At 73.1% G+C, this 18003-nt stretch carries 18 protein-coding genes; 8 read left to right on the top strand and 10 right to left on the bottom strand.

Annotated elements, in window-relative coordinates; all coding sequences use genetic code 11:
- Positions 1 to 39: 39 nt before the first annotated feature.
- On the top strand, positions 40 to 396 hold the full coding sequence (locus tag IO20_RS0112340) for a DUF1330 domain-containing protein (RefSeq protein ID WP_030548891.1): 357 nt from the start codon (positions 40 to 42) through the stop codon (positions 394 to 396).
- Between the two features lie 123 nt (positions 397 to 519).
- Here IO20_RS0112340 and msrA read toward each other — a convergent pair whose 3' ends face one another.
- Positions 520 to 1188: a peptide-methionine (S)-S-oxide reductase MsrA gene (gene msrA / locus IO20_RS0112335; protein WP_030548889.1), complete on the bottom strand. Its 669-nt coding sequence runs from the start codon at positions 1186 to 1188 to the stop codon at positions 520 to 522.
- Between the two features lie 75 nt (positions 1189 to 1263).
- A complete protein-coding gene (locus IO20_RS0112330) occupies positions 1264 to 2370 on the bottom strand; it encodes a hypothetical protein (RefSeq protein WP_030548887.1) in 1107 nt (368 codons plus the stop codon).
- 72 nt (positions 2371 to 2442) lie between these two features.
- Between IO20_RS0112330 and IO20_RS0112325 the strand changes: the two genes are divergently transcribed.
- Positions 2443 to 3597 (top strand): cystathionine gamma-synthase, encoded by a 1155-nt coding sequence (locus tag IO20_RS0112325; protein WP_030548885.1) that lies wholly within the window; start codon positions 2443 to 2445, stop codon positions 3595 to 3597.
- Between the two features lie 93 nt (positions 3598 to 3690).
- On the opposite strand, the gene IO20_RS0112320 is transcribed toward IO20_RS0112325, so the two are convergent.
- Genes IO20_RS0112320 through IO20_RS0112305 form a run of 4 tightly spaced genes read right to left on the bottom strand, consistent with a single transcriptional unit; the run spans position 3691 to position 5246 of the window.
- Complete coding sequence (locus tag IO20_RS0112320; protein WP_030217838.1) at positions 3691 to 3882, bottom strand: DUF1059 domain-containing protein; 192 nt, start codon at positions 3880 to 3882, stop codon at positions 3691 to 3693.
- 41 nt (positions 3883 to 3923) lie between these two features.
- Positions 3924 to 4175: a hypothetical protein gene (locus tag IO20_RS0112315; protein ID WP_030548882.1), complete on the bottom strand. Its 252-nt coding sequence runs from the start codon at positions 4173 to 4175 to the stop codon at positions 3924 to 3926.
- Entirely contained in the window at positions 4172 to 4642 is a 471-nt protein-coding gene (locus IO20_RS0112310) for a sigma factor-like helix-turn-helix DNA-binding protein (protein ID WP_030548880.1), read from the bottom strand. Before IO20_RS0112310 ends, IO20_RS0112315 begins: the two co-directional genes overlap by 4 nt.
- 31 nt (positions 4643 to 4673) lie before the next feature.
- Positions 4674 to 5246 (bottom strand): MarR family winged helix-turn-helix transcriptional regulator, encoded by a 573-nt coding sequence (locus IO20_RS0112305; RefSeq protein ID WP_030548878.1) that lies wholly within the window; start codon positions 5244 to 5246, stop codon positions 4674 to 4676.
- Between the two features lie 148 nt (positions 5247 to 5394).
- Between IO20_RS0112305 and ilvA the strand changes: the two genes are divergently transcribed.
- The 3 genes from ilvA to IO20_RS0112290 all read left to right on the top strand — a co-directional run bounded on the left by ilvA (position 5395) and on the right by IO20_RS0112290 (position 8572).
- Positions 5395 to 6624 (top strand): threonine ammonia-lyase, encoded by a 1230-nt coding sequence (gene ilvA, locus IO20_RS0112300; protein WP_030548876.1) that lies wholly within the window; start codon positions 5395 to 5397, stop codon positions 6622 to 6624.
- 110 nt (positions 6625 to 6734) lie between these two features.
- Entirely contained in the window at positions 6735 to 7724 is a 990-nt protein-coding gene (locus IO20_RS0112295; RefSeq protein WP_030548874.1) for a daunorubicin resistance protein DrrA family ABC transporter ATP-binding protein, read from the top strand.
- The gene (locus IO20_RS0112290; protein ID WP_030548873.1) at positions 7721 to 8572 is read left to right on the top strand and encodes an ABC transporter permease; all 852 of its coding nucleotides are present in this window, start codon (positions 7721 to 7723) and stop codon (positions 8570 to 8572) included. Before IO20_RS0112295 ends, IO20_RS0112290 begins: the two co-directional genes overlap by 4 nt.
- 22 nt (positions 8573 to 8594) lie before the next feature.
- Here the strand turns inward: IO20_RS0112290 and IO20_RS0112285 are convergent, their stop codons facing one another.
- From IO20_RS0112285 to IO20_RS0112270, 4 genes are all read right to left on the bottom strand, one after another.
- Positions 8595 to 10910 (bottom strand): protein kinase domain-containing protein, encoded by a 2316-nt coding sequence (locus tag IO20_RS0112285; RefSeq protein WP_030548871.1) that lies wholly within the window; start codon positions 10908 to 10910, stop codon positions 8595 to 8597.
- A gap of 4 nt (positions 10911 to 10914) precedes the next feature.
- Positions 10915 to 13383 carry a protein kinase domain-containing protein gene (locus IO20_RS0112280; RefSeq protein WP_030548869.1) on the bottom strand — a complete coding sequence of 823 codons (2469 nt, stop codon included), beginning with the start codon at positions 13381 to 13383 and terminating at the stop codon, positions 10915 to 10917.
- Between the two features lie 119 nt (positions 13384 to 13502).
- Positions 13503 to 14000, bottom strand: a complete 498-nt coding sequence (greA, locus tag IO20_RS0112275; protein ID WP_030548867.1) for a transcription elongation factor GreA — start codon at positions 13998 to 14000, stop codon at positions 13503 to 13505.
- A 189-nt stretch (positions 14001 to 14189) separates the two neighbouring features.
- Positions 14190 to 14591: a DUF4307 domain-containing protein gene (locus tag IO20_RS0112270; protein WP_030548865.1), complete on the bottom strand. Its 402-nt coding sequence runs from the start codon at positions 14589 to 14591 to the stop codon at positions 14190 to 14192.
- 98 nt (positions 14592 to 14689) lie between these two features.
- Here IO20_RS0112270 and mca point away from each other — a divergent pair, with 98 nt between their 5' ends.
- The 3 genes from mca to IO20_RS0112255 all read left to right on the top strand — a co-directional run bounded on the left by mca (position 14690) and on the right by IO20_RS0112255 (position 17947).
- Positions 14690 to 15571 carry a mycothiol conjugate amidase Mca gene (gene mca, locus IO20_RS0112265; RefSeq protein WP_030548863.1) on the top strand — a complete coding sequence of 294 codons (882 nt, stop codon included), beginning with the start codon at positions 14690 to 14692 and terminating at the stop codon, positions 15569 to 15571.
- A complete protein-coding gene (locus IO20_RS0112260) occupies positions 15564 to 15800 on the top strand; it encodes a hypothetical protein (protein ID WP_030217888.1) in 237 nt (78 codons plus the stop codon). The genes mca and IO20_RS0112260 overlap by 8 nt, the downstream gene beginning before the upstream one ends.
- Positions 15801 to 15925: 125 nt before the next feature.
- Positions 15926 to 17947: a thioredoxin domain-containing protein gene (locus IO20_RS0112255; protein WP_030548861.1), complete on the top strand. Its 2022-nt coding sequence runs from the start codon at positions 15926 to 15928 to the stop codon at positions 17945 to 17947.
- Positions 17948 to 18003: the final 56 nt, after the last annotated feature.

Below are 18003 nucleotides of genomic sequence, written 5' to 3'. Positions count from 1 at the left end.
GTAATCGACCCGCACGGCATGCCCCGGCACGCTGTCCCCATGACCGCATACGCGATAGCCAGCCTGCACCCGACGGCCGTCCTCCACGAGGAGGTCTTCCAGTACATGGAGCGCGTCCAGGCCACCCTCGACCCCTTCGACGGCCGCTTCCTCATCCACGGAGCGCCCGAGCGGGACGTCAAGGAGGGCGAGTGGCCCGCCTCGGTCGTCCTCGTCGGCTTCCCCTCGATGGACCACGCCCGCCGCTGGTACGACTCCGCCGCCTACCAGGAGCTGATCCCGCTGCGCGCCCGCCACATGGCGGGCGACCTCCAGCTGATCGACGGCGTCGCCCCCGGCTACGACCCGGCGACGACCGCCGCGGCCCTGCGCGCCGCGTCACACGGGACGGCCTGAACGGAGTTCGACCCGGGGGTGCCGGACCCTGCAGTCGGTGGGCGCGGGACACCTCCGCGGCATGGACGAGGAGCTCCGCGAAGCGCAGCCACTGCAGGAGCGGCCCGTTAAGCGGCGCGTCCGTCAGCCGGCCGCCTTCGCCACGCCGATCGGGCACGACACGCCCGTACCGCCGATGCCGCAGTAACCCGCGGGGTTCTTGTGCAGGTACTGCTGGTGATACGGCTCCGCCGGGTAGAACGGGCGGCTCTCGTCGGCCGGGAGGATCTCCGTGCTGATCGTGCCGTAGCCCGAGCCCGTCAGGACCTTCTGGTAGGCCTCGCGGGAGGCCTCGGCGGCCGCCGCCTGGGCGGGGGAGTGGGTGTGGATCGCCGAGCGGTACTGGGTGCCCACGTCGTTGCCCTGGCGGAAGCCCTGGGTCGGGTCGTGCGACTCCCAGAACAGCTTCAGGAGGCTCTCGTACGAGACCTTCGACGGGTCGAAGACGACCCGGACGGCCTCGGTGTGGCCGGTCAGGCCCGAGCAGACCTCCTCGTACGCCGGGTTCTCCGTGTAGCCGCCCTGGTAGCCGACGAGGGTCGTCCAGACGCCGTCGGTCTGCCAGAACTTGCGCTCGGCGCCCCAGAAACAGCCGAGGGCGAAGTCGGCGACCTCCAGGCCGCCCTCCGGGTACGGGCCGAGGAGGGGGTTGCCGAGGACGGTGTGGCGCTCGGGGACCGAGAACTCGGGCTCGGGGCGGCCGCGCAGGGCCTGCTCGGGGGTGGGGAGGACGGGGGTGCGGGACAGGAACATGCTGCATCTCTCCTCGACGGTCGGCAGTGGACACAACAAGGAGGCGGGGGGAAACCTTCCCCCCGCCTCATGCGCTCACCGCGGCAGCGTCGCCGGGCTTCCGCCGTTCGCCTCGTACCCGGCCACCGCCAGGTTCCGGAAGATCGTGAACTGCGCCGCCGGGTCCCCGCTCAGCGTCCACGGCACCGAGCCCACGTGCCCGTCGACCTTCACCAGTTGATGCATGGCCTCCGCCCAGCGCTCCGAGCGGACCAGGAAGTAGACGAGCAGATGGCGGACGTGCGCCAGCATCGGGTCGTCGGGCCGGGCCGAGTGGACGGCGTACAGCGCGCCGTCCATCGCCTTCGACACCACCGCCGTACGGAAGAAGTCCTGCACGAGCACCACGTCCGGCACGTGCTCGTGCACCGCGAACAGCGGCAGCGCGGCGAGCAGCGAGCCGCGCGGCGCACGCGCCGCGGCCGTCGTCGCGAAGTGGTCGGCCTCCTCGCGGGAGCCGTGCCACTTCTCGCACCAGTAGTGCAGGGCCGCCAGATGGGCGCCCATGTGCTGCGGCGCCCGGTCGATGACCTGCGCCCACACCTGGTCGAACTGCTCGTGGCCGTAGCCGAGACCGCGTGCCACGGCCAGCTGCGTGATGTACGGGACCGGGTCGCCCGGCGCGAGAAGCGCCGCCTCCTCGGTGACCTTCCGCGCCTCCTCCAGGATGATCCGGAAGTCGTCGGTGCCGGCCGTCGACGAGCGCCAGGCCTGCTGGACGAGGAACTCCGCGTGGACGGCCGCGCCGCCCGCGTCCTTCGGGGCCTCGGCACGCCAGGCCCGCAGCCACGCGCCGCCCACGCCCGGCCGCTCCTGGAGTTCGAGGGACGCGGCGCCCGCGAAGGCCTGGACGCGCTGCCAGCGCACCTCGCCGTCCTTGTCGGTGGCGGCGAGCAGCCGGGACGCGGCCCGCCAGTCCTGGGTGGCCTGGACGACGTCGAGGACGTGCAGCAGTTCGTCGTCGGCGCCCGGGAGCCGTACGTCCTGGTCCTCCTGCCGTACGAATCCGTACGCCTCCGGATCCGCCGCGTCCGGCGAGCCCGGCGCGGCCAACCGGATCCCGCCACCCCGGCGGCGCAGCAGGTAGGGGCCGAGGATGCCGAACAGCAGCCCGAGCGCGATCAGGAACCAGAGAATCTCCATGCGTCCCATTGTCCAGGACGGCGCGTGAGACGATCCAGGCGCCGGGGGGTGCGCGGGACTACGCTCCTGACCATGAGCGACCAGCACTCTCACCAGAGCTTCGAGACCCGCGCGATCCACGCGGGCAACACCGCCGACCCGCTGACCGGCGCGGTCGTCCCGCCCATCTACCAGGTGTCCACCTACAAGCAGGACGGCGTGGGCGGGCTGCGCGGCGGTTACGAGTACAGCCGCAGCGCCAACCCGACCCGTACGGCCCTTGAGGAGAACCTGGCGGCCCTGGAGGGCGGCCGACGCGGTCTCGCCTTCGCCTCGGGCCTGGCGGCCGAGGACTGCCTGCTGCGCGCGCTGCTCGCGCCCGGCGACCACGTGGTCATCCCGAACGACGCGTACGGCGGCACGTTCCGGCTGTTCGCCAAGGTCGTGGAGCGCTGGGGCGTGGACTTCTCGGTGGCGAACACGTCCGACATCGACGCGGTGCGGGACGCCGTCAACGACCGCACGAAGCTGATCTGGGTCGAGACCCCGTCGAACCCGCTCCTCGGCATCACCGACATCGAGGCCGTCGCGGGCGTCGCACGGCAGGCCGGCGTGAAGCTGGTCGTCGACAACACCTTCGCCTCGCCGTACCTGCAGCAGCCGCTCGCGCTCGGCGCGGACGTCGTCGTGCACTCGCTCACGAAGTACATGGGCGGGCACTCGGACGTCGTCGGCGGCGCCCTGGTGACGGCCGACGCGGCGCTCGGGGAGGAGCTGGCGTACCACCAGAACGCGATGGGCGCGGTGGCCGGTCCCTTCGACTCGTGGATCGTGCTGCGCGGCATCAAGACGCTCGCCGTGCGCATGGACCGCCACAGCGAGAACGCGGCGAAGGTCGTCGAGATGCTGACCCAGCACCCGAAGGTCACCCAGGTCCTCTACCCGGGCCTTCCGGAGCACCCGGGGCACGAGATCGCGGCCAAGCAGATGCGTTCCTTCGGCGGCATGATCTCGTTCCGCGTGCAGGGCGGGGAAGAGGCGGCGGTCGAGGTCTGCAACCGCGCTCAGCTCTTCACCCTGGGCGAGTCGCTGGGCGGCGTCGAGTCGCTGATCGAGCACCCGGGCCGGATGACCCACGCGTCCGTCGCCGGCTCCGCCCTCGAGGTCCCCGCGGACCTCGTCCGCCTCTCGGTGGGCATCGAGAACGCCGACGACCTCCTCGCCGACCTGCGCCAGGCCCTGGGTTAAGTCGTACGGAGGGCCCCGGGCCGACCGTCGTACGGAAGGCCCGGGCGCCCGAGCGAAGGCCCGGACGCCCAGGGCGCCCGGGTCCCGCCCTGTTCAGGTGCCGGGCAGCGGGTCCTTCATCGAGGCCCGGACCTCCTCGCGGAGCTCGGGAGTGTCCGTGTGCTCGTGCACGGAGACCGCGTGCGCGACGGCCGCCCGCAGAAGTTCGTCCTCCTCGCCCGACATGTAGAGCGAACAGCCGGAGACGCTCGGGGCGTCGCGGCAGTCGGTTGCTTTCCTGGCCATAACGACCTCCAGACGGGCCCCCCTCCAGGCTAGGCCCGTCTTCACCAGCCTTCGAGCGGTGGCGTCGTCTCGGCCGGCGGGACCTCCCAGGGCCGGGCCGCCGACGCCCACACGGCGAACGTGACCGCCGCGACGACGAACAGGCCCCACAGCAGCCGGCGGGCCACCCGCTCCAGGCGGGCGCGCCGGGCCCCGGTCGCCGCCGCCCGTACGGCGAGGTCCGCGGGGACCGGCGGGTGCGGGGTGTCGAGCATCCGCCGGACCGCCGCCTCCTTGTCCTCGTGCCGGGTCACGCGGCGGTTCCGGCGTCGCGTTCGGCGGCCGTCCTGAGCGCCGCGACCGAGCGGGCGCAGACGGCGCGGACACGCGCTTCCGGCAGCCCGAGCAGCGCCCCGACCTGCTCCTCGGCGACGCCCTCGTACAACCGGAGGACGACGACGAGCCGTTCCTGCGGGTGGAGGGCGGAGAGGACCCCGCCCCGGCCCGCGCGGTAGCGCCGGGCGGTGCGCGCGAAGCGGGCGGCGAGGTCGCGCCGGGTCAGGTCGTAGGGGTCCTCGTCGCGCAGCCGGCCCCACACCGCGTACGTGTGGGCGAGGGCGGCGGTCAGCAGCGTCCGGGCGTGCGGGTTGTGGGTGCGGGTCTCGGCGGTGAGGAGGGTCGCGGCGTGCAGGAGCCGGCCCGCGGCTCCGGCCACGAATGCCTCGAACTCACGGGTGCGGTAGGCGTGTTCGGCGCCGCTGCCGCTTCGATGCTCTCGCACGTCCTCATCTGAGGACAGCGCGGGGGCGGGGTCAAGAGGTCGGCGTGGACTCGCTCGTTTCGGCTGAGGAGGGCGCCGCGGACTCCGTGGCGGATTCGGCGGCGTGTTCGGTGGCCGGATGGCCCAGGTGCGCCGACTGCCGTGCGGACAGCGCGGTGTTGAAGCGCGTGAGCAGCGTGCAGAACGACTCGCGCTCGGCCGGCGTCCAGCCCTCGGTGACCTCCACCATCAGCTGGCGGCGCGAGGAGCGGACCTCCTCCAGGCGGGTCAGGCCGCGCTGCGAGAGCTGGAGGACGACCGCCCGCCCGTCCTCCGGGTGCGAGGTGCGCTTCACCAGGCCGGTGTCGACGAGCGGCGCGACCTGCCGGGTGACCGTCGACGAGTCGATCCCCATGCCGGCGGCGAGCGCCTTGACGCCCATCGGGCCTTCCTGGTCAAGGCGGTTGAGCAGGAGGTAGGCCGCGCGGTCCATGGAGTTCCGCAGCTGGCCGGTGCCGCCGAGGCGGGTCTGCTCGGCCCGGCGGGCGAAGACGGCCACCTGGTGCTGGAGGGCGTCGAGGAGACCGGGGTCGAGCTCAGTCGTCATGTCCTGAGATGTGGGCATGGCTGTGGGTCTCTCTCGTGCGGGGGTGGTCGGTCGGTGGGGGACAGAGTACGCGGCCCCGGGGAGGTCCGTACCGGGGCTGCGCAAACCGGTTGGGCCGCTGTCCGCCGGGCGGCCATGAGTACCGTGAGCTGCGAGACTTGGTGTCATGAGCTTCCGTACGCGAGACCCCTTGCATCACCTCATGCTGGACGACGTGCGGGGGGCTCAGAAGATGCTGGCCGGGGTGGCCAGGGTGACGGCGATGGAGGGCAGCCGCCATCTGTCGTCGCTGGTGGGAGCGCCGGTCCAGCTCAAGTGCGAGAACCTCCAGCGGACCGGCTCCTTCAAGCTGCGCGGGGCGTACGTGCGGATCGCCGGGCTGCGGCCCGAGGAGCGGGCCGCCGGGGTCGTCGCGGCCTCGGCCGGGAACCACGCGCAGGGCGTCGCGCTCGCCTCGAAGCTCCTCGGGGTGCGCGCCACCGTCTTCATGCCGGTCGGCGCCCCGCTGCCGAAGGTCGCGGCGACCCGCGAGTACGGCGCCGAGGTGCGGCTGCACGGCCATGTCGTGGACGAGACGCTGGCGGCGGCGGAGCAGTACGCGCGGGAGACGGGGGCGGTCTTCATCCACCCCTTCGACCACCCCGACATCATCGTCGGGCAGGGCACGGTGGGCCTGGAGATCCTGGAGCAGTGCCCGGAGGTCCGGACGATCCTCGTGGGCGTCGGCGGCGGCGGTCTCGCGGCCGGCATCGGACTCGCGGTGAAGTCACTGCGCCCGGACGTGAAGGTGATCGGCGTGCAGGCGGAGGGCGCGGCCGCGTACCCGCCCTCCCTGGCCGCCGGGCATCCCGTGGTGGTCGAGTCGCCGGTGACGATGGCGGACGGGATCAAGGTGGGGCGGCCGGGAGACGTGCCGTTCTCGCTGGTCCAGGAGTACGTCGACGAGGTCGTCACGGTCTCCGAGGACGCGCTGTCGTCGGCGCTGCTGCTCTGCCTGGAGCGGGCGAAGCTGGTCGTCGAACCGGCGGGCGCCAGCCCGGTCGCGGCCCTGCTCAGCGACCCGAAGGCCTTCCGGGGGCCGGTCGTGGCCGTCCTCTCCGGCGGGAACGTCGACCCGCTGCTGCTCCAGCGCATCCTGCGGCACGGCATGGCCGCCGGCGGCCGCTATCTGAGCCTGCGGCTGCGGGTCACGGACCGGCCGGGGGCCCTGGCGACCCTGCTCGCGGTGCTCACGGTGGCCGACGCGAACGTCCTGGACGTCAGCCACGTACGGACCGACCCGCGGCTCGGCCTGACGGAGGCGGAGGTCGAACTCCACCTGGAGACGAAGGGCCCGGAGCACTGCCGCGAGGTGGAGGACGCCCTGCGGGACGCCGGGTACACGATCCTGGGCTGACCTGCACCCCCCATGATCATGTGGCGCGCGTCACAAATTCACTGGGCGCGGCGGGCCCGCCGCTCCTAGGATCGGTCGGGAAAACGCCTCCTCTCCCCAGGAGAATCCACATGCCAGGCGCGATCCATGCCGAGGGTCTGGTGAAGACCTTCGGCGACGTACGAGCTCTGGACGGCGTGGACCTGGACGTGCCGGAGGGCACCGTCCTGGGTCTGCTCGGCCCGAACGGCGCGGGGAAGACGACCACCGTCCGCGTGCTGACCACCCTCCTCCGGCCGGACAGCGGGAAGGCCGTCGTCGCCGGGGTCGACGTCCTGAAGCACCCCAACGAGGTCCGCCGCTCGATCGGTCTCTCCGGCCAGTTCGCGGCCGTCGACGAGTACCTCACGGGCCGCGAGAACCTCCAGATGGTCGGGCAGCTCTACCAGATGAGGGCGAAGGCCGCGAAGGCCAGGGCCGGCGAACTCCTGGAGCGCTTCGGCCTCGCCGACGCCGCCGACCGTACGGCCAAGACGTACTCCGGCGGCATGCGCCGCCGCCTCGACCTCGCGGCGGCCCTGGTCGTCGCCCCGCCGGTGATGTTCATGGACGAGCCGACCACCGGCCTCGACCCCCGCAACCGGCAGGCGCTGTGGGAGGTCATCAAGGAACTCGTCGCGGGCGGTACGACCCTGCTCCTCACCACCCAGTACCTGGAGGAGGCCGACCGCCTCGCCGACGACATCGCCGTCGTCGACCGGGGCAAGGTCATCGCGCGCGGCACCTCCGACCAGCTGAAGGCGCAGACGGGCGGCGAGCGCGTCGAGGTCGTCGTCCACGAACCGGAGATGATCACCGGCGCCCGGGACGTCCTCGCCCGCTACGGCGTCGCCGGCGACGGCCGCGGCGAGGTGTCCGTCGAGCACCACACCCGCAAGCTCATCGTGCCCGTCACCGGCGGCGCCAAGCTCCTCGCCGAGGTGATCCGCGACCTGGACGCCATCGGCGTCGAGATCGACGACATCGGACTGCGCCGCCCCACCCTCGACGACGTCTTCATCTCCCTCACCGGCCACGCGGCCGAGCGGGACGAGGGGGACGAGAAGGAGGCCCTCACGTGACCACCACCTTGGAGGGCACGGGCCGCCTGGCCCCGCGCCCGCGCGGCGGAGTCGTCCAGTCCGTCGGCGACTCGCTGGTCATCGCCCGCCGCAACCTGATCAGGATGTCCCGGATCCCCGAGATGATCATCTTCGGGCTGATCCAGCCGATCATGTTCGTGGTGCTGTTCAGCTACGTCTTCGGCGGCTCCATGCAGATCGGCGGGACGACCTCCCCGGCCGTCTACCGCGAGTTCCTGATGGCCGGCATCTTCGCCCAGACCGTCACGTTCGCCACGGCGGGCGCGGGCGCGGGCATCGCCGACGACATGCACAAGGGCCTCATCGACCGCTTCCGTGCCCTGCCGATGGCCCGTGGCGCGGTCCTCACCGGCCGCACCCTCGCCGACCTGGTGCAGACGACGCTCACCCTCTTCGTGCTCGCGATCGTCGCCCTCCTGGTCGGCTGGCGCATCCACGAGGGCGTCCCGAAGGCGCTCGGCGCGTTCGCCCTCCTGCTCCTCCTCGGCTACGCCTTCTCCTGGATCGGTGCCCTGATCGGCCTCTCGGTCCGCACTCCCGAGGCCGCGACCTCGGGCGGACTGATCTGGCTCTTCCCGGTCACGTTCATCTCGAACGCGTTCGTGGACTCCAGCAAGCTGCCGTCCTGGCTGCAGACCATCGCCGAGTGGAACCCGTTCAGCGCGACGGTCCAGGCCTGCCGCGTGCTGTTCGGCAACCCGGGCGTCTCGACGTCCGACGCCTGGCCGATGCAGCACCCGGTGTGGGCGTCGCTCCTCTGGTCGGTGCTGATCATCGTGGTGTTCAGGACGCTGTCGGTGCGGAAGTACCGCTCGGCGACGGGGTGAGGCCTGCCCTGGCCCGTACGGGTCAGGGCAGGTAGCCGGTGACGACGAGGCCGTCGGGGAGGGCGAGGAAGAGCGCCCCTCCGGCGGCCATCAGCTCTCCCGCGGCCTCCGCCTTGAAGTCGTCCGGAAGGTTGGGCGCGAACGAGTCGATCTCGTCGTCGGAGCCTGGTCCGGCCGCGGGGTACGAGACGACGTAGTCGCTCGCCGCTGTCAGGACACGGTCGTCGGCGAACACGACCTGCCCCACCTCCGACTGGGCGACGGGCGGTTCGGCGCTCCACCGCTGCTTACCGCTCGCCAGGTCGTACACGGTCACCCGTCGTCCGCTGACCGTGGCGACGAGGCCGGCCGCGCTCACGGCGGGCCGGACGGTCACCGCCTGACCGAAGGTACGCAGACGCTTCAGCGAACCGCCGTCGAGGACGACCACCGCGTCCGCCTCCTGATCACGGCAGACCACGCTGCCGGTCCGCTCGTGCACGCTCATGTCCAGGCAGGGCTCCGCCGCGCGCCCGGCCTCTTTCCCGTCCCCCGCGTCCAGGGCCACCAGGGTGCCCAGGGCGGACAGATACACCAGACCGTTCGCCGCCACGATCTCCTCCGGAGTGACGTCGATCGGACTCCGCCACAGCTCCCGGCCCGCGCCCCCGCCGCCGTCGAGCCGCACGGCGGTCACGAGCCCCGAGCTCGCCCCGGTCTCGACCTGATCCAGGCGGAAGTAGGTCGTGTAGAGGACGCCGTCCGCGAAGTCGGTCCTCTTCGGGGCCCAGTCGGGGCCGGGGCCGGTCGGCGGCCCCTTCCGGACGCCGTCCCGGAGCCCGTACGCGGTCACGCCCGCCGCTCCCGTCACGTGGACGTGGTCGCCGACCACCGCCGGGTACTGGGCGTTGGCCATGATCCCGAACTCGTCGGGCCGGCCCGGCACGGACCACAGCTCGCGGCCGTCGGCCGCGTCGAGCCCCACCAGCGCCCCACCGGCGCCCGAGCAGACCAGTACCTCCGGGGAGAGCGCGCACGAGCCGTTCGCCGCCTCGGTGCGCGCCAGCCACGGCGACCAGCCCGCCGGGCGGTACGCGCGGTCCGTACCGGCTCCGCCGAAGTCGTTGTCGCGGCCCCTGCCGCCGTACGGCAGGACGACCTGGCTCAGGGTCGCGGGGGCCGTGGTGCCGGAGGACGCCGAGGGCGTCCCCGGCCCCCCGGCCCCGCCCGTGGAGGCCCCGCCCTGCCCGTCCGTGCGGTTCAGCAGCACCACACCCGCCGTCGCGAGCACCGCCACCGCCACCGCGCCTGCCACGACCGCGCCCCACGGACGGCGCCGCTCGACAGGGACGGGCGGGAGCACCGGCCGGTCGCTCATGGCCGTGGGGGAGTACGGCACGACAGGGCCGAGCGTCGGCAGATCCGCCACGCCCGCGCCGGAGGCGGCCGCCTCCCCGGCCCGCCGGGCCGCCTCCCGTGACTCGGCGAGCAGCGACAGCACCCCGGCGGGCCAGGGGAAGACCTCGGGCGGCTCCCCGCCTCCGAGCAGCTCCGCCACCTCGGCCGCCGAAGGCCGCTCCGCCGGGTCGAGCCGCAGACAGCGCGCGAGAACGGGCCGCAGCTCCTCCGGAACCGGGTCCAGGTCGGCTTCCGCCCGGCTGATCCGGAAGATCACGGCCGCCATCTCGTCGTCGTGGAACGGCCCCCGCCCGCTCGCCGCGAACGCGAGCACCGCGCCCAGACAGAACACGTCCGACGCCGGCACCACCGCCCGGCTCCCCACCAGGTGCTCGGGCGACATGAACCCGGGCGAGCCGACGACAAGGCCGGTCGAGGTCAGCGCCGTCGCCTCGAAGGCCTGGGCGATGCCGAAGTCGATCAGCTTGGGCCCGGCCGCGCCGAGCAGCACGTTCGCCGGCTTCAGGTCCCGGTGCAGCACCTGCACCCGGTGCACGGCGTCCAGGGCGTGGGCGAGCTGGGCGCCCAGAGCCCGGACGGCTTCGATGGGCAGCGCCCCCGCCCGTACGACCGCCTCCGCGAGCGAGGGCCCCGGCACGTACTCGGTCGCCAGCCAGGGCGAGGAGGCGTCGGCGTCGGCGTCGAGGAGCCGCGCCACCCCGGGCCCGTCCACGGTCCGGGCCGCCGCGATCTCGCGCCGGAAGCGGGTCCTGAAGTCCCCGTCGACCTCCAGGTCCTCCCGTACGGTCTTCACCGCGACCATCCGGTGCGGATCGGCCGTCGGGTCGTCGGCCCGGCACGCGAGATGCACCTCGCCCATCCCGCCCGCGCCGAGGCGCGCCAGCAGCCGGTAGGGGCCGATGAGCCGTGGGGGCCGTCCCGGGGGCAGGGCTTCCAGCAACGGACTACTCCTTCTCGCCGGGGAGCTCGACGGACGCGACGGCGCCCTCGTCATAGACGACGTACGCGATCCCGCCGACCGGCAGGACCTCGGGCTCCCGGAACTGCTTGCTGATCGTGTGGCCGTGTTCGATGTCGAAGTCCTCCTCGGCGACACGCGGTCCCGGCGCCCCCGGCACGGGAGTGACCTTGAGCCCGCCCGGTGTGCCGTCGGCGCCGAGCCGCACGGTGAAGAGCGAGGAATAGTCGGCGTACACGACCTGGCCGCCGGCGAGCAGGGGCGATGACCAGCTCTGGCCGAGCCCGGCGGGCGTGGCCCTGGCCGGGTGGGCGGCGAGCGTCTTCCCGCTGCGCGGGTCGAGGATCCGCACCCCCTTGTCGAAGGTCACGACGGCGTGCGGACCGATCGCCGTGGGGACCGCCGCGCCGAGCGAGCCGGGGAGTGTCGCCCGCGGGGCGAGGGTGCGGGCGTCGAGCAGGTGCAGCGAGGTGTCGGTGTCGTCGCCGGACCCGGCGCCGACGCAGTACGCCGACGCGCCGAGCACCTTGATCTCGCGGCACGCTTCGGCGTCCGGCTCGACCTGTCCGAGGAGGGTTCCCTTCCTGCCGTCGTAGGCCACGAGACCGCCCTGGCTGAGGGCGTAGACGACCCCGTCGGCGTAGGCAACCGGCTCGTAGGCCTTGCGTTCCGCGCTGGAGATGGCCCCGTTGGTGAGGCCGTGCGACCAGAGCCGCCGTCCGTCGGCCAGGGAGAACGCCGTCAGGGCGACCAGCTCCCCGCTGCCGTCCTCGGCGAGTTCCGTCGCCGCGAAGACGATCCCGTCGGCGACGACGGGCCGGGTGTCCCAGAGGTTCTGCGGTCCCAGGGCCGGCTTCTCCCAGCGCACCGCCCCCGTCCGCGCGTCGCGGACCTGGAGCGTGTAGCCGGCGACGAGGGCCACGGCTCCGTCGTGGACCGTGGGGCGGGTGGCTGCCCCGCTCACGAAGGGGTAGCCGGTGGGGCTGATGTAGGTCTCACCGGGCGTGTCCGCCACCCGCGGAACGTCCCACAGCTTCCTCCCGCTCGCCGGGTCCAGCGCCTCGTACCGCCCGTCCGTCGTCCGGCACACGAGCACCTTCTCGTCGGCCGAGCAGCCGAACGCGGGCGCCGTCAGCTTCGCCTGCCACGGCTTCCAGCCGGCCGGCCGCTGCGCCGCGTTCTGCGGGACGACGCCCGAGGCGTCGGCGAGGCCCCGGTCGTCGACGCCGGGGACGCGGGGCCCGGCGGCGGGGGCGGCCTTCGCGGGGGCCCGGGGCTCCTTCTCGTCCTCCGGCCACAGCAGGTACGCGCCGAGGCCACCGGCCACGACCGCGAGGGCCAGCGCGGCGGCGAGGACACGCCGCCGCCGCGCGCGCCGGGGAGCGGAGGGCGGGGCGACGGGCCCGAGGGTCGGGACGGAGTGCAGGCCGGGGACGGCCGGGGTGACGACCGGGCCGGCCGCCGGCCCGACCTCCAGGAGCGGCCCGCCCGAGGCCACGAGCTGGGCGAGCTCCGTCCCGTACTCGCCGATGTGGTCCCGTACGCCCTCCGGCCAAGGGAAGACCTTCGGAGCCCCGCCCCCGAGCAGCTCCGCGAGCGCCTCGGGGGTGGGCCGGGCCGCCGGGTCCAGGGCCAGGCAGGCGGCGACGGTCCCGCGCAGCTCGTCCGGCACCCGGCTCAGGTCGGCCTCGGCCTGGCTGACGCGGTAGAGGACGGCGGCGAGCGGCCCGTCGCCGAAGGGGTCCTCGCCGGTCGCCGCGTAACAGAGCAGCGAGCCGAGGCAGAACACGTCGGAGGCGGCGGTCACCCGGCGGGCGCCCGCCACGTGCTCGGGGGACATGAAGGCGGGGGTGCCGACCATCAGGCCGGTGGCGGTCATGGTGGTCGCGGTGTCGCTGCGGGCGATGCCGAAGTCGATGAGCCGGGGCCCGTCGACGGAGAGCATCACGTTGCCGGGCTTGAGGTCCCGGTGCAGGACCCCGGCCCGGTGCAGGTCGGCGAGGGCGCGGGCGACGTCGGCGCCGAGGGCGCGGACGGTGGCGACGGGAAGGGCGCCGCCGCGCCGTACGGCCTGCGAGAGGCTGGGCCCGGGGACGTACGCGGTGGCCAGCCAGGGGACCTCGGCGTCGGCGTCGCCGCCGAGCGGGGCGGCGGCGTACGGGCTGTCGACGAGCGCGGCGACCTTGATCTCACGGCGGAAGCGGTCCCGGAAGGCGGGGGAGCCCGCGACGTCCCGCCGGACGGTCTTCACGGCGACGAAGGCCCCGGCCACGGGCCAGGCCCCGCCCACCGGCCCGGCCCCGTCCCCGGCCACCGGCCCGTCCCCCGAGGCGGGGCCGTCCGCGGCCCCGTCCCGTCCGAGGAACACCTCTCCCATGCCGCCCGCGCCGAGGCGCGCGAGCACCTCGTACGGTCCGATTCGGCGTGGCGTGCCCTCGCGCAGCGGTCCCAGCACTTCGCACCCTCCCCCTGGTGACGCGACGTCAGGTCCGCATCATGGCATGTCCGCCGCAAGGCGAAGGGCCGGACCCCCGAGGGGTCCGGCCCGTTGCCTGGATCGGTGGAGCAAGTGCCTCAGCCGGTGTACGGCTTCGCGCTGAGGATCTTCACCGCGGCCTTCTTGCCGTTCGGCAGCTCGTACTCGGCGTCGTCACCGGCCTTCTTGCCGTTGACGCCGACGCCGAGCGGCGACTGCGGCGAGTAGGTCTCGATGTCACCGCTCGCGTACTCGCGGGAGGCGAGCAGGAAGGTCATCGTGTCGTTCTCGTCACCGTCGAAGGCGATCGTCACGACCATGCCCGGCTCGACGACGCCGTCGTCCGCCGGGGCCTCGCCGACCTTGGCGTGCTGGAGCAGCTGGGTGAGCTGGCGGACCCGGAGCTCCTGCTTGCCCTGCTCCTCCTTGGCCGCGTGGTACCCGCCGTTCTCGCGCAGGTCGCCCTCTTCGCGCGCGGCGGCGATCTTGGCGGCGATCTCGGTACGCGCGGGACCAGACAGGTACTCAAGCTCGTCCTTGAGCTTGTTGTACGCCTCCTGGGTGAGCCAGGTGACGTTGTCGCTGGTCTGGGTCACAGGTGCTCCTCGTAGGTACTGGGAATACAAAGCATCGCCCTACACGGGAAAGCTGTGTGTCCCGGGTGGGCGAAACCACGAGCCTAACAATGAGTGGCGAAAAGCGGGAGGACATAACCATCAGGAATGGCGTCATCCCAGGTCACCGCGGTGACTCGCCGGGACTCGACACCCGCTCCCTACCCACCGCTACCGGGCCGTACACCCCACGAGTTCGGCACTCGTCGCGTGGGCGGTGGTGCGGAGCGAGAAGACGCGGTCGATCCGGCTGCCGGGGTCGTCGATCCGCACGTCCTTGCGGGCCACCTCGGCGCCGTCCTCGGAGCGCGAGCGCAGGGTGCAGACGCCCTTGACGCCCTCGTCCTTGCGGATCTCCAGGTGCACCTGGACCTCGGTGGCGCTGACCACGTCGAACTTGATCATCTCGGCGCTGATCTTGCTGTCGACGACGTAGTGCCAGCCGAACCAGCCCATCAGGCCGAGGAAGAGGACCCCGAGCACCGCGCCCGTGATCTTGAGCTTGCGGTCCGCCGCCTCGTCCGCGGAGCGCCCGTAGCGCCCCTCGGGCAGCTGCTCTCGCACCGCGCTCATGATCGATCCTCTCGAAGCCGGGGGTGGCGGAATTTTCGTTCCCCCGATTCCGTCACTATAGAGACCACCCTCCGCGTCGAATCACTGAGGATCGAGTCTTGACTGAGCAGCTTCGACTGATGGCCGTGCACGCCCACCCCGACGACGAGTCGAGCAAGGGTGCGGCCACGATGGCCAAGTACGTGTCCGAGGGGGTGGACGTCATGGTGGTGACGTGCACGGGCGGCGAGCGTGGCTCGGTCCTCAACCCGCAGCTTCAGGGCGACCCCTACATCGAGGCGAACATCCACGAGGTGCGCCGCAAGGAGATGGACGAGGCCCGCGAGATCCTCGGCGTCTCCCAGGAGTGGCTGGGCTTCGTCGACTCGGGCCTGCCCGAGGGCGACCCGCTGCCGCCGCTTCCCGAGGGCTGCTTCGCCCTGGAGGACGTCGACACGGCCGCCGGCGCGCTGGTCCGCAAGATCCGCGCGTTCCGCCCGCAGGTCGTCACGACCTACGACGAGAACGGCGGGTACCCGCACCCCGACCACATCATGACCCACAAGATCACGATGGTGGCCTTCGACGGCGCGACCGACACCGAGAAGTACCCGGAGGCCGAGTTCGGCCCGGCCTGGGAGCCCCTGAAGCTCTACTACAACCAGGGCTTCAACCGTCCCCGCACCACCGCCCTGCACGAGGCGCTGCTGGCCCGCGGCCTGGAGTCCCCGTACGGCGAGTGGCTGGAGCGCTGGAGCGAGTTCGAGCGCAAGGAGCGGACGCTCACCACCTTCGTGCCCTGCGCCGACTTCTTCGAGGTCCGCGACAAGGCCCTGATCGCCCACCGCACCCAGATCGACCCCGACGGCGGCTGGTTCCGGGTGCCGATGGAGATCCAGAAGGAGGTCTGGCCGACGGAGGAGTACGAGCTCAGCAAGTCGCTGGTCCCGACCTCCCTCCCCGAGGAAGATCTCTTCGCGGGCATCCGCGACAATGCCTGACATGAGCGCACACCTGGCACTGACCCAGCTTGTCCCCTTCGCCGCCGAAGAGCTGGACAAGAACAAGGTGACCCCCGGCGTCCTCGGCTTCGTCGTCTTCGCGGTCCTGGCCCTCGCGGTCTGGCAGCTGATGAAGTCGATGAACCGGCACATGGGCAAGGTCTCCTTCGAGGAGGCCCCGGACCCGGCGGCCGGGCAGGACACCCCGGCCGGCACCCCCGGCAAGTAGTGGAGGCGCCCTCCGGCCCGTACCTCTCCGACGGGTACGGGCCGGAGGGCTCTTCCGTATCCCGGCATGAGCGCGCCGCGCGGGACACCGGGCACGGCGGGAGACCGCTGCGGCAGGATGGGACCATGCCGAACCGACTGGCCCATGAGACCTCCCCGTACCTCCTTCAGCACGCCGACAACCCGGTCGACTGGTGGCCGTGGTCGGCCGAGGCCTTCGAGGAGGCCCGGCGCCGCGACGTCCCCGTGCTGCTCAGCGTCGGGTACAGCTCCTGCCACTGGTGCCACGTCATGGCGCACGAGTCCTTCGAGGACGACACCACCGCGGCCCTGGTCAACGAGCACTTCGTCGCCGTCAAGGTCGACCGCGAGGAGCGCCCCGACGTCGACGCCGTCTACATGGAGGCCGTCCAGGCCGCGACCGGCCAGGGCGGCTGGCCGATGACCGTCTTCCTCACCCCGGACGCCGCCCCCTTCTACTTCGGTACGTACTTCCCGCCCGAGCCCCGCCACGGCATGCCGTCCTTCCCCGAGGTCCTGGAGGGTGTCAGGGGTGCCTGGGCCGACCGGCGGGACGAGGTCGGCGAGGTCGCCGAGCGCATCGTCAAGGACCTCTCGGGCCGCTCCCTCGCCTACGGCGGCGAAGGCGTCCCCGGCGAGGAGGACCTCGCGCAGGCCCTCCTCGGCCTCACCCGCGAGTACGACGCGACCCGCGGCGGCTTCGGCGGCGCCCCCAAGTTCCCGCCGTCGATGGCCCTGGAGTTCCTGCTCCGCCACCACGCCCGTACGGGCTCCGAGGGCGCACTCCAGATGGCTGCCGACACCGGCGAGGCCATGGCCCGCGGCGGCATCTACGACCAGCTCGGCGGCGGCTTCGCCCGCTACGCCGTCGACCGCGCCTGGGTCGTGCCCCACTTCGAGAAGATGCTGTACGACAACGCCCTGCTGTGCCGGGTGTACGCGCACCTGTGGAAGGCCACGGGCAGCGACCTGGCCCGCCGGGTCGCCCTGGAGACCGCCGACTTCCTGGTCCGCGAGCTCCGCACCCCCGAGGGCGGCTTCGCCTCCGCGCTCGACGCCGACTCCGACGACGGCACCGGCAAGCACGTCGAGGGCGCCTTCTACGTCTGGACCCCCGAACAGCTCGCCGCGGTCCTGGGCGAGCAGGACGCCGCCCTCGCCGCCGCCCACTACGGCGTCACCGAGGGCGGCACCTTCGAGCACGGCAGCTCCGTCCTCCAGCTCCCGCCGGAGGCGGGCCCGGCCGACGCCGACCGGATCGCCTCGATCCGCGCCCGGCTCCTCGCCGCCCGCGAGGAGCGCGAGCGCCCGGGGCGCGACGACAAGGTCGTCGCCGCCTGGAACGGCCTCGCCATCGCCGCCCTCGCCGAGGTCGGAGCCCTCTTCGACCGCCCCGACCTCGTCGACCGCGCGACCGAGGCGGCCGACCTGCTCGTACGGGTCCACATGGACGAGTCCGCCCGGCTCACCCGCACCTCGAAGGACGGCCGGGCCGGCACCAACGCGGGAGTCCTCGAGGACTACGCCGATGTCGCCGAGGGCTTCCTCGCCCTCGCCGCCGTCACCGGCGAGGGCGCCTGGCTGGAGTTCGCCGGCTTCCTCCTGGACATCGTCCTCGACCGCTTCACCGCCGAGGGCGGGGCCCTGTACGACACGGCCCACGACGCCGAGACGCTGATCCGCCGCCCGCAGGACCCCACGGACAACGCCACCCCGTCCGGCTGGACCGCAGCCGCCGGCGCGCTGCTCTCGTACGCCGCCCACACCGGTTCCGAGGCCCACCGGGCCGCCGCCGAGGGAGCCCTCGGGGTCGTCAAGGCCCTCGGCCCGCGTGCCCCCCGCTTCATCGGCTGGGGCCTCGCCGTCGCCGAGGCCCTCCTCGACGGGCCCCGGGAGATCGCCGTCGTGGGCGCCCCCGACGACGAGGCCTTCCAGGCGCTGCGGCGCACCGCGCTCCGGGCCACCGCCCCCGGCGCGGTGGTCGCCGCCGGAGCCCCCGGCGGCGAGGAGTTCCCGCTCCTGAAGGACCGGCCCCTCGTGGGCGGGTCACCGGCCGCGTACGTGTGCCGTCACTTCACCTGTGACGCGCCGGTCACCGACCCGGAAGAGCTGCGCCGGAAGCTCTGAGGTCCCGGCCCGAACGGGGACGGCCCCGCGACCCCTCCGAGGAGGGGCGGCGGGGC

Origin of the sequence: Streptomyces exfoliatus, assembly GCF_000725545.1 — a bacterium.
Taxonomy (GTDB): domain Bacteria; phylum Actinomycetota; class Actinomycetes; order Streptomycetales; family Streptomycetaceae; genus Streptomyces; species Streptomyces exfoliatus.
The sequence above is the reverse complement of the archived record's forward strand: the minus strand, read 5'-3'. Positions and strand labels throughout refer to the sequence as shown.

What these genes read in the sequence shown, in the direction of transcription:
- IO20_RS0112340 (WP_030548891.1), top strand. Translation starts at nt 40, where the DNA reads ATGACCGCATACGCGATAGCCAGCCTGCACCCGACGGCCGTCCTCCAC.
- msrA (WP_030548889.1), bottom strand. Translation starts at nt 1,188, where the DNA reads ATGTTCCTGTCCCGCACCCCCGTCCTCCCCACCCCCGAGCAGGCCCTG.
- IO20_RS0112330 (WP_030548887.1), bottom strand. Translation starts at nt 2,370, where the DNA reads ATGGAGATTCTCTGGTTCCTGATCGCGCTCGGGCTGCTGTTCGGCATC.
- IO20_RS0112325 (WP_030548885.1), top strand. Translation starts at nt 2,443, where the DNA reads ATGAGCGACCAGCACTCTCACCAGAGCTTCGAGACCCGCGCGATCCAC.
- IO20_RS0112320 (WP_030217838.1), bottom strand. Translation starts at nt 3,882, where the DNA reads ATGGCCAGGAAAGCAACCGACTGCCGCGACGCCCCGAGCGTCTCCGGC.
- IO20_RS0112305 (WP_030548878.1), bottom strand. Translation starts at nt 5,246, where the DNA reads ATGCCCACATCTCAGGACATGACGACTGAGCTCGACCCCGGTCTCCTC.
- ilvA (WP_030548876.1), top strand. Translation starts at nt 5,395, where the DNA reads ATGAGCTTCCGTACGCGAGACCCCTTGCATCACCTCATGCTGGACGAC.
- IO20_RS0112295 (WP_030548874.1), top strand. Translation starts at nt 6,735, where the DNA reads ATGCCAGGCGCGATCCATGCCGAGGGTCTGGTGAAGACCTTCGGCGAC.
- IO20_RS0112270 (WP_030548865.1), bottom strand. Translation starts at nt 14,591, where the DNA reads ATGAGCGCGGTGCGAGAGCAGCTGCCCGAGGGGCGCTACGGGCGCTCC.
- IO20_RS0112260 (WP_030217888.1), top strand. Translation starts at nt 15,564, where the DNA reads ATGCCTGACATGAGCGCACACCTGGCACTGACCCAGCTTGTCCCCTTC.
- IO20_RS0112255 (WP_030548861.1), top strand. Translation starts at nt 15,926, where the DNA reads ATGCCGAACCGACTGGCCCATGAGACCTCCCCGTACCTCCTTCAGCAC.